General features: G+C 69.1%; 9 protein-coding genes. 3 read left to right on the top strand and 6 right to left on the bottom strand.

Features of this window, described 5'->3' with window-relative positions; translation table 11 throughout:
- Positions 1 to 3: 3 nt before the first annotated feature.
- The 4 genes from ACYU7G_RS03995 to ACYU7G_RS03980 form a co-directional block, all read right to left on the bottom strand.
- The gene (locus tag ACYU7G_RS03995; RefSeq protein ID WP_461104985.1) at positions 4 to 1,575 is read right to left on the bottom strand and encodes an FHA domain-containing protein; all 1,572 of its coding nucleotides are present in this window, start codon (positions 1,573 to 1,575) and stop codon (positions 4 to 6) included.
- 103 nt (positions 1,576 to 1,678) lie between these two features.
- Entirely contained in the window at positions 1,679 to 2,797 is a 1,119-nt protein-coding gene (locus ACYU7G_RS03990) for a MalY/PatB family protein (protein ID WP_461104983.1), read from the bottom strand.
- A gap of 196 nt (positions 2,798 to 2,993) precedes the next feature.
- Positions 2,994 to 3,731, bottom strand: coding sequence for a hypothetical protein (locus tag ACYU7G_RS03985; protein WP_461104981.1), 738 nt, complete (start codon positions 3,729 to 3,731; stop codon positions 2,994 to 2,996).
- Positions 3,731 to 4,540, bottom strand: a complete 810-nt coding sequence (locus ACYU7G_RS03980) for a hypothetical protein (RefSeq protein ID WP_461104979.1) — start codon at positions 4,538 to 4,540, stop codon at positions 3,731 to 3,733. Before ACYU7G_RS03980 ends, ACYU7G_RS03985 begins: the two co-directional genes overlap by 1 nt.
- 270 nt (positions 4,541 to 4,810) lie before the next feature.
- On the opposite strand from ACYU7G_RS03980, the gene ileS reads away from it, so the two are divergent.
- Complete coding sequence (ileS, locus tag ACYU7G_RS03975; RefSeq protein ID WP_461104977.1) at positions 4,811 to 7,951, top strand: isoleucine--tRNA ligase; 3,141 nt, start codon at positions 4,811 to 4,813, stop codon at positions 7,949 to 7,951.
- A 127-nt stretch (positions 7,952 to 8,078) separates the two neighbouring features.
- Here ileS and ACYU7G_RS03970 read toward each other — a convergent pair whose 3' ends face one another.
- Positions 8,079 to 9,728, bottom strand: a complete 1,650-nt coding sequence (locus ACYU7G_RS03970) for an FAD-binding protein (RefSeq protein ID WP_461104975.1) — start codon at positions 9,726 to 9,728, stop codon at positions 8,079 to 8,081.
- A gap of 65 nt (positions 9,729 to 9,793) precedes the next feature.
- On the opposite strand from ACYU7G_RS03970, the gene ACYU7G_RS03965 reads away from it, so the two are divergent.
- Positions 9,794 to 10,360 carry a TetR family transcriptional regulator gene (locus ACYU7G_RS03965; protein WP_461104973.1) on the top strand — a complete coding sequence of 189 codons (567 nt, stop codon included), beginning with the start codon at positions 9,794 to 9,796 and terminating at the stop codon, positions 10,358 to 10,360.
- An 18-nt stretch (positions 10,361 to 10,378) separates the two neighbouring features.
- Here the strand turns inward: ACYU7G_RS03965 and ACYU7G_RS03960 are convergent, their stop codons facing one another.
- Positions 10,379 to 12,007, bottom strand: coding sequence for a hypothetical protein (locus ACYU7G_RS03960; RefSeq protein WP_461104971.1), 1,629 nt, complete (start codon positions 12,005 to 12,007; stop codon positions 10,379 to 10,381).
- A 144-nt stretch (positions 12,008 to 12,151) separates the two neighbouring features.
- Here ACYU7G_RS03960 and ACYU7G_RS03955 point away from each other — a divergent pair, with 144 nt between their 5' ends.
- Entirely contained in the window at positions 12,152 to 13,378 is a 1,227-nt protein-coding gene (locus ACYU7G_RS03955; RefSeq protein ID WP_461104969.1) for a dicarboxylate/amino acid:cation symporter, read from the top strand.
- The last annotated feature ends 110 nt before the right edge of the window (positions 13,379 to 13,488 follow it).

The following is a 13,488-nucleotide window of genomic DNA, read 5'->3' as shown; positions in this document are numbered from 1 at the left end:
AGGTCAGCCCCGTGGTGGTTCGATCCGCAGGGACACCCCATCACCGAGGTCGAGGACGGTGCCCAGCTCCACCTGGACCGTGTCGCCGTTGGCGAGCACGAACGGCTGCTCCCCTACCGGCATGACGGTGGTGCCGTTGGTGGAGTGCAGGTCCGTGACCACGACGCTCCAGTCCCGCGGGGTGACCAGGACGTGGTTGCGGGAGATGTCGCTGCTGGGGCTGGGCACGCGCATCAGGTAGGAGCCGGCCGGGGCCTTGCTGGCGTCCGGGGAGCGACCCACGAGGACACCGGCGACGATGTCTGCGAACTCGCCCTTGTTGCTGTGCACGCCCGCCAGTGCCGGACGCCGGATCAGGCGGGCGTTCGACGAGTCCACGGGCGCCTTGCAGAGCCTGCAGTGCCGGGTTCCCGGGGCGTTGGCGTGGCCGTTGGCGCAGGGCACGGCCAGCACCTGCGGGTCCGGGAGCGAGTCCGCCTCGGCGGCGGGCTTGTGGGTGGCGGCCAGACCGGTGGAGAAGATGGTGCCGCCGTCGTCCTCGGGCTCGGTCTGCGTGAAGCCGCCGGGCACCACCACTGGTCCGCCGGAGGGGGCCGACGGCGTCGGGGCCGGGGCCGCGGGGACCGCTGCCGCCTGGGCGGAGGGCACACCGTAAGGGGCCGGCGCCGAGGGCGCTCCCACCGGTTCCGGTGCGGGCGGCGCCACGTCGACGGACTCTTGCGTGGCGGGGTCGATGGGGACGTCCATCACCTGGGTGTCGAAGGCCAGCTGGCCGGTACCGATCGCGTCGGCGTCGGCGTCGGCCGAGGACGCTGATTCCGACTCGCTGACGGGTTCCGGGGCGACGTCCGGTTCCACAGCGGACTCGGCGGGCTCCACCGGGGTGGGTTCGGTCAGGGACTCCGACTCCGTCGACGGCGCGGGGGCCTCGGGCGCCTCGGCGGGCTCGACCGCGGGCTGGGGCGCCGGCTCGGGGGCGGGTGCCGCGACGGGTGCGGCGGGCGCCACGTCCTCCACCTCGGGGGCGGAGCGGCGCGGGCGGGGTCGGACCCCGAGCACGGGGACCTTCGGGAGGACGCCGAGCTGCTCGTGGCTGGGGAAGCGGATCTGCTCGTCGGCGTGGGTGGTCAGGTAGACGGCCGAAGCGGAGGCGGCACCCACCACCAACGGCAACTGCAGCACCTCGTCCTGGTCCACCGGCTCCATGTCGATGCGGAGGTGGCGCGCGGCACCGAGGTTCTCCTCGCGCCAGGTGACGGTCTGCTCGCCGTCGACGGCGACCTCACCGGTGTCGGTGTCGGTCACCTTGATGCGGCCCCTGGCGATGCCGTGGAGGCCGTTGGCGTCCCAGAAGAACGCGCCGAAGTCGGGCATCGAGTCCAGGCCGTAGGAGTTGAGCAGCGCCAGCAGCCCGTCCACGGAACGGGCATCCGCGATGTCGGCCCACAGGCTGTTGACCAGACCCGACATCCGGGCGGGGGCCGGCAGCATCACGACGAGCATGGTGGGGCCTGAGAGCACCAGCCAACTGCCCGGCGTGTAGGTGACGCGCCAAGCGGCCATCGGCAAAGTCATTGGTCCTCCCGGGTGCGACTGTTGCGGAGCTTATGTAGAAAAGGTTACGAGATGAGGTGGTCAGTCACCAGCGCGGGCCCCCTGCACGCACCCGCCAGGGGCGTCAGAGGCTGGCCGCCATGCGCCTGACGCCCTCGGAGATCAACTCCGGGGAGGTGGCGACGTTCATGCGCACGAACTGGCCCGATGCAGCATCGAAGTCCGTCCCGAAATTGAACCTCACCCTACCAACCGTGTGGAAATGCCTGCCCGCGTGCTCCAGCCCGAGCGCGCTGCAGTCGAGCCAGGCGAGGTAGGTCCCCTCGGACGGCTCGTAGGAGACCTGTGGGAGGTGCCGCTCGAGTTCCGCGCGCAGGTGCAGCTTGTTCTGCGCGATCTCCCGGCTGGCCTGCTGCAGCCAGTCGCGGCCACCGTCGAGGGCCGCGCTGTGCGCTTCGATGGCCACGTGGCTGGCGGACTCCGCCACGTGCCCCGGGAGCCCGCGCAGGACGTCGTGGGCCTGGGAACCGGCCACCAGCAACGCGGCCTTGAGTCCCGCCAAGTTCCAGGACTTCGAGGCTGAGGTCACCACGAAGGCACGCCCCGCCCCGGGGATGGTGGTGAACGGGATGTGCTCGGGACCGGCCAGCGGTGCGTGGATCTCGTCGGAGATCACGGTCACGCCGTGGTGGGCGGCCAGGGCCGCGACGGCCTCCAGCTCCGCCCTGGTGTGGACGGTGCCGTTCGGGTTGTGCGGTGAGCACAGCAGGTAGGCGGTGGGCCGCTCGGCTGCGAAGACCTCGGCGAGAACGTCCAGGTCCAGCCGGCCGGCCGCAGTCATGGGCACCTCGACGAGGCGTCGGCCCGTCTCGCGCACCACGGCCCGGAACGGCGGGTAGATCGGCGGGTTGATGACGACGGCGTCGCCCGGCTCGGTCACGGCGAGGGTGAGCTCCCGCATGCCGGACATCACGTCACCGGCCAGCGCCACGTCTTCAGAGGGGCCCAGCCGCCATCCCCACATCCAGTCCGCGAAGTCCGCGAACGCCTCCTGGTAGACAGGCAACTCGGGGTAGCCGAAGTCCCCGTCGGCGATCAGTTGCTGGAGTCGCTCGGTCACGGCGGGAGCGGGGTCCACGTCCATCTCCGCGACGAACATCGGAAGTACGTCCGGCTCCCAGCGCGCCCACTTGATGCTCTTGCGCCTGCGCAGTCGTTCCAGTTCCACGGAGAAGATCGCCATGGCTCCCATACTGCCCGAGGCAGCGGGCGGTACCCCACCCCGTCCGGGCCGCTGGGAGCGAACAGACCCTGCTCCCACCCGGGCTGGGACCAACCTTCACCCCGAGGCCCCGGCACCTGAGTGGGGTCGTTTCGCGCGTACACGCACAAAGTCACCCCAATCAGCGGGGCCCGGCCGAGGGCGCCGCCTCGGCCACCTACTTCTCGGCGGTCAGCCTGGCCATCATCGCGGCCTGCTCCTGGGCGGTCACGCCGGGGCCGTCCCAGGTCAGTGGGAGCCGCTGCAGCCCGACCTCCTCCAGCAGGAAGCGGGGCAGCTGGGAGGCGAACTTGGTCAGGAACCGCAGGTAGGCGTCCACGTGCTCGGGACGGCGGGAGCCGGAGGTGGAGACCAACAGGCAGCCGTTCTCGAACCAGCAGTCGGCGTACTGCGGGACCTCGCCGCTCATCAGCCAGCCCATCATCCTGGGGTGGATGACGTCGTGGGCGAACCGGGCGGAGTCGGAACGGACGTTCCACTCCCGGTTGAACTGCGCGTTCTCGAACTTCAGGTCACTGCCGAAGGTCCGCGTGGCCCAGTTCTCCCGGGAGATGCTGAAGCGGGGGAAGCGCCCGTTGAGTTGCAACACGTCGACGTGGAAGGAGTGAGTGGTCCGGTTCTTCCCCGAGCCCGTCGTGTACTGGTACTCGAAGCCCTGGACCGGCAGCCCGTCGAAGCGGCCGTGGTAGCCGAAGAAGGCCTTGCGGCTCGAGCCCCGGTTGAACGGCCCACCCCGGAACGCCCCCACCATCTGCGGCCACTTCTCCACGAAGGCCCAGTTGCGGGCGCGGGCCCAGTTGTTCCACAGCTTCTTGCGGCGGTTGTGGTGAATGATGCCGAAGACCATGGCCCCGACGAACACCACCGTGAACAGGATGGGCATGAGCAGATCCATCAGCGGTACCTCCAGTTCTCGGGCTGCGCGGCTCGCTGCTCGGCGTCGCGGCGCTGCCAGTTGACCATCCGGCGTTGTTGTTCGGCCATGCTGACCCGCGGGCCGGACAGGTCGGTGCGGACAGGGTCCCCGCCCACCTCGCGCAGCAGGAAGCTCGGGAGCAGTCCGGCGAAGCGCGTCATCATCCGCAACTGCGCGTCCACCTGGAGGGGGCCCGGGTCCCCGAGCGTCGAGACCATCAGCGCGTCCCGCTCGAACCAGAGCTGCTGGAACGGCGGCACCGGACCCATCAGCAACTGCATGGTGCGGGGGTGCACGACGTCGTGCGCGAACCGCGCGGACGGGCTGTCCACGCGCCAGCGCTGGTTGAAGTCAGCGTTCTCGAACTCGACGTCGTTGCCGAGGTTGAACATCCCCTCGCGCGAGAGCGTGAACGGCGGGAAGTCAGCGCCGGGGAAGCGGGTGCCGGTGACGAGTTGGACGATGGTGGTCGAGGAGTCCCCCGACTTGACGGTGTAGCGGTAGCGGAAGCCGAAAACCTCGATGTTGTCGAAGCGGCCCCAGAACCCGCGGTCTGCGGTGCGGTTGCGGCCGCGGCCGAACGGCGGCCGCTGGAACTGGTGGGCCATCTGCGGCCACTGCGGCGCGTACCCCCACTGCCTGGCGTGCGCCCAACTGGCCCACACCCGGTCCCGCTCGCGGGCCCGCTTGCCCATGTGCTTGGTCAGGGCCACCGCACCGGCCACGACGCCAGCCACGGGCGCCACCGCCAACAGCGGGGCCAGCAGGGGCAGGATCAGCGGCAACACCCCTCCAGCGTAAGGGCCACCCGTGCCACCCGGCAGCTGGCACCGGGTTGGCGCAGCCTTGACAGGTCACGCATACTTGGACTCGTCGCAAGGCGTTGATGGGGCCATCACCCCGGAGCCGTCGGAAGAACAGCCCCCTGGCCCACTAGAACCGACAGCGGCGAGAAGCAAGCGGGACGCAGCCCTCGGGCGTCGTCCAAGGAGGGTGGTACCGCGGGCCCCGGCTCGTCCCTTCACCGATCACCGATCGATCAAGATGAAGAGGACCACATGACCACCCGTGGCTACAACGCCATTCCGGCCTCCGTCGACTTCCCCGCCATGGAGCACGAGATCCTGCGCGCCTGGGAGGAGGAGGGCACCTTCGAGGCGTCCCTCGCAGCCTCCACCGGCGGACCGCGCTGGACCTTCTACGAGGGCCCACCCACCGCCAACGGCATGCCCGGCACGCACCACATCGAGGCCCGGGTGTTCAAGGACGTGTTCCCCCGCTTCAAGACGATGCAGGGCTACCACGTGGAGCGCAAGGCCGGCTGGGACTGCCACGGCCTGCCCGTGGAGCTCGCCGTCGAGAAGGAGCTCGGCTTCTCCGGCAAGCCGGACATCGAGGCCTACGGCATCGAGGCCTTCAACGCGAAGTGCCGCACCTCCGTGCTGCGCCACGTCGACGCGTTCGCCGAGCTCACCACGCGCATGGGCTACTGGGTGAACTTGGACGAGGCCTACGTCACCATGACCCCGGAGTACATCGACTCGGAGTGGTGGGCACTGCAGCAGATCTTCGACAAGGGCCTGCTGGAGGAGGACTACCGCGTCGCCCCCTACTGCCCGCGCTGCGGCACCACCCTGTCCGACCACGAACTGGCACAGGGCTACGAGGACGTGCACGACCCGTCGGTCTACGTCCGCTTTCCCCTCACCGGCGGCCCCCTCGCGGGCGACGTCGACATGCTGGTGTGGACGACGACGCCGTGGACACTGGTCTCGAACACCGCCGTCGCGGCGCACCCCGAGGTGACCTATGTCGTCGGTTCCAAGGAGGGCGAGAAGTCGCTGTTGGTGGCCGAACCGCTGTTCGACAAGGTGCTGGGCGAGGGGTGGAGCCGCGGGCAGTCGTTCACCGGGCGCGAGATGGAGCGTTGGACCTACCAGCGACCCTTCGAGCTGGTGTCGTTCCCCGAGGGCGAGGAGGCACACCTCGTGGTGCTGGCCGACTACGTCACCACTGAGGACGGCTCCGGCCTCGTGCACCAGGCACCGGCCTTCGGTGAGGACGACATGGCGGTCTGCCGCGCCTACGGGCTGCCGTTCGTGAACCCCATCGAGCCCGATGGAACCTTCGCCGCCGAGGTCCCGCTGGTGGGCGGGCAGTTCTTCAAGAACGCCGACGAGACCCTCGTGGCGGACCTCGTCGCCCGCGGGCTGATGTTCCGCAAGCTGGACTACCTGCACAGCTACCCGCACTGCTGGCGCTGCCACACCGCACTGCTCTACTACGCCCAGCCGTCGTGGTACATCCGCACCACCCGCATCAAGGACCAGTTGCTGCGGGAGAACGAGGCCACCAACTGGCACCCCGAGAGCATCAAGCACGGCCGCTTCGGCGACTGGCTGGACAACAACGTGGACTGGGCGCTGTCCCGCTCCCGCTACTGGGGCACCCCGCTGCCCATCTGGCGCAACGTCGAGGACCCCAAGGACCTGATCTGCGTCGGCTCCATGGCCGAGCTCGGTGAGCTCACCGGGCGCGACCTGTCCGAGCTCGACCCCCACCGTCCCTTCATCGACGACGTCGTGATCGAGCGCGACGGCGCCACCTACCGTCGCGTCCCCGAGGTGATCGACGCGTGGTTCGACTCCGGCGCCATGCCGTTCGCGCAGTTCGGCTACCCGCACGTGCCCGGTTCCGTGGAGAAGTTCGAGCAGAGCTACCCGGCGGACTTCATCTGCGAGGCCATCGACCAGACCCGCGGCTGGTTCTACTCGCTGATGGCGGTGGGCACGCTGGTGTTCGACAAGTCCTCGTACAAGGACGTGGTCTGCCTGGGCCACATCCTCGCCGAGGACGGCCGCAAGATGAGCAAGCACTTGGGCAACATCCTCGCCCCCATCCCGCTGATGGACGAGCACGGTGCCGACGCGGTGCGCTGGTTCATGGCGTGCGCCGGGTCCCCGTGGTCCGCCCGCCGGGTGGGTCACACCACCATCCAGGAGACGGTCCGCAAGGTCCTGCTCACCTACTGGAACACCGTCGCATTCCACACGCTGTACGCCAACGCGGGTGACTGGACGCCGACGGGGGCCGCGCCCGCCGTCGCCGAGCGGCACGTGCTGGACCGCTGGCTCGCGTCCGAGACGCAGACCCTCGTCGGCGGGGTGACCGCGGCGCTGGAGGCGTTCGACACGCAGCAGGCCGGCAACCTCGTCGCGGGCTTCGTCGACGAGTTGTCCAACTGGTACGTGCGCCGCTCGCGCCGTCGCTTCTGGAACGCCGAGCCATCGGCGCTGTGGACGCTGCACGAGACCCTCGAGGTGCTGACCCGCCTGATGGCCCCGATCATGCCGTTCGTGACCGAGCGCGTGTGGAAGGACCTGTTCGCGGTGACCGCGCCGGAGGGTCCGCAGTCGGTGCACCTGGCCTCCTGGCCCACCGCCGACGAGTCCCTGGTGGACGCTGGGCTGTCCGCCTCGATGGCCGTCACCCGACGCCTCGTGGAGTTGGGCCGCTCCGCCCGGGCCGAGTCCAAGGTGAAGATCCGCCAGCCGCTGAGCCGGATGCTGGTCCCCACCGACGCCCTCGCGAAGCTCACCCCTGAACTGGTGGACGAGATCCGCGCCGAGCTGAACATCGGCGCCGTGGAGACGTTCGCCGCGGCCGGCGACCTGGTGGACTTCTCCGCCAAGGGCAACTTCCGCAACCTCGGCAAGCGGTTCGCAAAACAGACTCCGCAGGTGGCTGCCGCCATCGCCGCCACCGACGCCGCCCGCCTGGCCTCCGAGCTGCGGGAGGGTGGCCAGACCTCGGTGGAGTTCGAGGGCGAGACCGTCGCTTTGTCCGCCGACGACGTGATCATCTCCGAGCGCCCGCGCGAGGGTTGGTCCGTGGTCAACGAGCAGGGTGAGACCGTGGCCCTGGACCTGGAACTGACGCCCGAGCTGGTGCGCGCCGGCCTCGTGCGCGAGGTGATCCGGACCGTCCAGGAGGCGCGCAAGAACGCCGGCCTGGACGTCTCCGACCGCATCAACCTGGTGCTGTCCGCGGGTCCCGAACTCGCCGTCGCGGTGGCGGAGGGGTCGCAGGCCATCCAGGACGAGGTGCTGGCCCTGAGCCTGCGGCTGGCCGACGACCTGCCCGACGCCACCCACACCGACGCCGACCTCGGGCTGAGCGTGCAGATCACGAAGGCCTGACCTGGCGGGACCGTGACCACGATCCGCGACACGCCGCGTCCGGGCTCTGCAGAGCCTGATCGCGGCGTGTCGCGGACGCCTGTCACGCCCCCGGTTCATAGGCGCAACGTCCCGTGGACCGGCGTCCTCAGATGACGGCGCGGTCCTTGTTCCGGGCCATGTCCCTGCCTGCCCGCATGCCGAACACGGCGGCGGGGCCGATGGTGGAGCCGGGGCCCGGGTAGGTGCGGCCCATGACCGAGGCGGAGTTGTTGCCGGCGGAGTAGAGGCCCTCGATCACGGAGCCGTCCTCCCGCAGCGCGCGGCCGTCGGCGTCCGTCACAACGCCGCCCTTGGTGCCTAGGTCCCCGATGACGAGCCGGTAGGCCGTGAACGGTCCCTTCTCGATCGGCCCGAGGTTGGGGTTGGGGCGGACGGTCGGGTCGCTGTAGTAGCGGTCGTATGCGGAGTTGCCCCGCCCGAAGTCGCCGTCGACACCCGAGCGTGCGAAGCCGTTGAACCGCTCGACGGTGCGCTCGAGGCGAGTCTCGTCGACGCCCATCTTTCGGGCGAGTTCGGCCAGGGTGTCTGCCTTGGCGAGGATACCCGCCTCCTCCATCTTCTTGTTGGCACGCGGGTCCAGCGCGTAGGTGCGCAGGTAGCGGCGGGCGTGCCGGGCGTCGGCCACCATCCAGTAAGCACCGTCCTTGTCGTGGGCCAGCATGTGGTGGCCCAGGTCCACGTAGGACTCGGACTCGTTGGCGAACCGCTCGCCCTGCGAGTCGACGATGATCGAGTACGGGAACGAGCGTTCGCCGACGATGAACGAGGGCGCCCCGTCCGGCAGCGCCTCGATGGAGGCTCCCCACCAGGCGTCGTCCATCAGTTCCAGCGCGGCCCCGGCCTCCTGGGCGATGGCGATTGCGCCGCCCAGGTTCCCCGGCGCACCGGAGGGTGCGCCGTCGATGCCGTGGTGGCGTCTGCGCCACTCCTCGTTGTGGTCGAAGCCGCCGGCCGCGAGCATCACACCGCTCGTGGCGCCGATGGTGACGGGCTTGCCGCCACGTGTGGTGCGGACGCCGACGACGCGGTCGCCGTCGAACACGAGGCCCTCCAACGGGGAGTTCAGCCAGAGGTCGGCGCCCAACTTCTGCACCACGACGTCGAGGAACGACGCGGCCCAGGCGGCACCGATCCCCGCGAGCTTCTTCCCGCTCACGATGCTCCCGAGCGCGCGGAACACGAACTGGGCGCCGCGCATGAAGCCCGACGGGGTCACCCACGCCCGGCCGAGCAGCCAGACGTCGTCGGTCTTGGCGGGCAGCGCCACCGGGGCCTGGCAGGTGTCCCACCACTTCCCGACCCGCTTCACGTTGAACGGCTTCACCTCAAGCGCGCGGCCGATCTTGCCGCCGGGCAGTTCCGGGTAGTAGTCGGCGTACTCGGGCGCCCGGGTGAACTCGACGCCGTATCTGGTGGCGGTCTCCACGAAGTCCGCCACACCGTCGACGAAGGCCTCCTTCCGCTCACGGCTGGTGGCGCGCCCCTCGTCGCCGATGGTGGCCTCCATGTACTCGAGCGCCTCCTCGCGGGAGTCCCCCACACCGTCGCGGCGCATCAGCGGGTTGTCCGGCAGCCACATGCCGCCGCCCGACATCGAGGTGTTGCCGCCCCACTTGGCGGTGCTCTCGAGCATCAGCACCTTGAGTCCCTTGTCGGCCGCGCCCAGGGCCGTGGCGAAGCCGGCCGCCCCGGTACCCGCGACCACGACGTCGTAGGTCTGGTTGAAGTTCGTCATCTGGTAGCTCCTCTTCTTTGACGGAACCTAACAGGACAATGTTGTCCGGTTCCTATGATGCCACTGTGAACCAACGCATGAGCAACCGGGGTCCAGCCGCCGCAGCCGAGAACCGGGCCGCCCTCCTCGAGGCCGCCCGCCGCCTGCTCGCCGAGCGCGGCTACGGCGTCCCGTTGAGCGCCATCGCGAGGGCGGCCGGCGTCAGCCAGGGTGTGCTCTACCGGCACTTCCCCAACCGCGTGGACCTGGCCCTGGCCGCGTTCGAGGAGAACTTCAAGGACCTCGCGCGGCTCGCGGCCGAGGACCGCGACGACGCTTTCACACGCCTGTTCGACCGGCTGGCGCAGCTCACCGTCGAGGCGCTCGGGTTCATCGAACTGGTGGTGGGCGCCCGGGATGCGCTGGTCGGCTACGACGGTGAACGCCGCCTGGAGCAACTGGTCGCGGATCCCTTGGCGCGCGCGAAGAGGGCAGGGCTGGTCAGCAACGACGTCACCCCCGCCGACGTCGAACTTGGCGTCCAGATGGTCTACGGCGCAGCGGTCACCGCGACGACGGAGGCAGCACGGCGGGACTCAGTCGCCCGCGTCCGAGCAATCCTGGACCGTCACTGGGCAGCAGTTCCCCGATGACTGCCGTGGACTCGCGATTCACTGGTGGTAGACCATGTTGTTGAAGACCCATTCCTTGGTGGTGACGAAGCGCCACCCACCCGAGGTGCGCTGAGCCTTGGTCACGTGGGCGGTGATGTAGGTGCGGCAAGTGTCCCTCCCGACGGACGGGTCGTCGCAGACGGTCTTCCAGTCCCGGATGACGCCCCCGTCCGCACTCGACCAGGACAGGCTGGATCCCAGCTTGGTACCAACCCAGCTGTGCGGCTGCAGCATTGGCAGGTAGGTGAGGTTGTTGAACACCCAGCCGTTGCGTTGGGTCCAACGGCCGTTCTCCTTCACAACCTGGGTGGCCCAGATTTCGGTACGGCAGCGCTGGCTGTGCGAGTACTTTTCGCAGGTGGTGCGCCACTGCCGCCCGTTCACGGTGCGCTCACCGGGGGTGGTGTAGAGGTTCATCTGCACCTTGGCTGTGCCCGTCCTCGCCCAGGTCCTGGTCTCGTGCCCGGGTTGACTGATGCGCCCCCGCACGCCGATTCGGTATCCGATGTCGGCCACGGTGTATCGGTAGTCCCAGCCGGTCGCTCCGGGGATCGGCGTCTCTCGACCCGAATCGTCCACGCGCACCCACTGCACGGTCTCGGTGAAACCGCCGCCGACGTCGTTGCGGTAGACCTCCGTGGGCCAGCCGACCACCGCCTTGCCTTGGGCCCACTCGCGGCCCGAGAAGTAGGCTGGCCGCCGCAAGAGCACGGTTCGGGGCGCGCTGGAGGCCGTCACCGAGGAGACTCCCACACGGCTCCGGGTCACCCTGACCACCAGAGACTTCCCCACCCAACTCTCCTTGGGGGTGACCTGTCTCGACCAGTTCACCATCGTCTCCACCACTCGCCCGTCCAGCAGGAACTCATAGGTGGCGGTTTCGTCGCAGCAGTCCCAACCCTCCTCGTCGAACATCAGCCACTCCCCCACCCGCGGGGCAGCGGAGAGGGTGATGTTTCCCTTCTTGATCGCTGCAGGGAGGACTTCGTGCCACGAGTTCCTGTCCGAGTACCTCACGCTCGTTGCCCAGCCGGCCTTGGCGGCCGTGACCTCGACGTTGACATTGTTCAGGTGCAGGTGCGCATCGGTCAGTTCCAGAGTCGCACTCGTGGCGCCCGGGATGGGAGTGAAGTGGCTGAACCACTGGTAGGTGATGGTGACGCCCTCCTGTGGGTAAAGCACGTTGGGGTCGGCGGTGAGGGTCTGCCCCACGAGGAGTTCACCGGCGGGCAGGCCGCCCGAGACCACCGGCTGGTTCGCGAGGATGGTGCCCTGCCCGACGGCGAACTCCTCCGAGGCCATCGAAACGGTGGCTCCGTCGGGCGTGGTCACCGCGACTCTGACCCCGATCCGGGCGCCGAGGTACTCCTCCCGGAGGAAGAACCTGTCGAGCCACGGCGATGGCTCCGACTGGTCGAACGGATGGGTGCTAGGTGTAGGCACACCATCGACAAGCCACTCGAAGACTGCCTCCCCCTCCAGGTCGGCGACGACGGCAGTCACCCAGCTCCCTGCTGCGTGGCTTCCTGTGATCGTCACTCCCGGCTCGTCAGCACTCGCCATCGGGATGGGCAGGAAGGGAAGCAGGAGGGCGGCCAGCACCGCGAGGACCCGAACCGTACGCATGGGCAATCCTTTGGTAGGGGGCACCTGCGCCCACTATTCGTTGCGGAGAGCGTCGCAGCAAATCTGGCGGGAGTCAATGCTGTCCCCGGCCTGCTCACGAGTGCTTGAATGACCCCAGTCCGTCAACGAGCCCGAGGAGTCCCCATGGCCAGGCTGCCGAAGTTCACCCTGCTGGTGTGGGTGGTGGTGGCGATCACGCTGGGCATCGCCCTGGGTTCCTTCATGCCGGAGTTCGTGGTGCGGTTGTTCATCACGTTCAACGGCCTGTTCGGCAACTTCCTGGGCTTCATCATCCCGCTGCTGATCGTGGGGCTGATCACGCCGGCCATCGACGAACTCGGCAAGGGTGCGGGCAAGTGGTTGGCGGTGACGGCGGGCATCGCGTACCTGTCCACCATCCTCGCCGGGCTGCTGAGTTGGGGCACGAGCATGATCGCCTGGCCCAGTCTGCTGGCCGGCAAGGACATCTCCGAACTGGCGGACCCGGAGTCGGGGCTGGCGACGGCGTACTTCACCGTCGAGATGCCACCCATGTTCGAGGTGATGACGGCGCTCGTGTTCGCGTTCGTCGTCGGCATCGCGCTCACGGCTTTCGACGCCCCGGCACTGCACCAGGTGTTCGCCGACTTCCGCGAGGTCATCAACGTCGTCATCAGCAAGGTGATCGTGCCACTGCTGCCGCTCTACATCTTCGGGATCTTCCTCAACATGACCTTCGCGGGCCAGATCTGGGAGGTGATCACGGCCTTCTTCTGGGTGGTCGTCGTCGTGTTCGCGCTCACGGTGGCCTACATCGTGTTCCAGTACGCCGTCGCGGGCGCCATCGTCCGGAAGAACCCGTTCGCCATGATCCGCGCCATGCTCCCGGCCTACGCGACGGCGCTGGGCACCTCGTCGTCGGCGGCCACCATCCCGGTGACGCTCCGCTCGGCCATCAAGGCCGGGGTGTCGGAGAACATCGCCGCGTTCGTGATCCCACTGTGCGCCACCATCCACCTGGCCGGATCCACCATCAAGATCACCGGGTTCGCACTCGCGATCATGTTCATGTTCGGCATGGAGGTGAACGCGGGGGTGTTCCTAGGCCTGATCTTCCTGCTGGGCATCGCGATGGTGGCCGCGCCCGGCGTCCCCGGCGGCGCCATCGTGACGGCTGCGGGCCTGCTCCAGTCGCAGCTCGGCTTCAGCCCCGAGCAGGTGGGGCTCATGATCGCCACCTACATCGCCATCGACTCCGTCGGGACCGCCGCCAACGTGACGGGCGACGGCGCGATCGCGGCCATCGTCGACAAGCTCGCCGGCCATCCCGGCCACCGCGACCTCGGGCTGCACCTGCCGGAGACTCTCGACGCGGAGCCGGACCCGGCCTGAGCGTCGCCGCCGAGAACGACCCGACCCGCCGACAGAATCGGCCGGAAGGGGCACCGGCAACCTCTGCGCCGATTTTCGTCGGCGTGTCGGGTCAAGGAGAGGCGTCGGCG

The organism is Tessaracoccus terricola (assembly GCF_054776555.1).
This window is presented reverse-complemented; position numbering and strand designations above follow the sequence as displayed.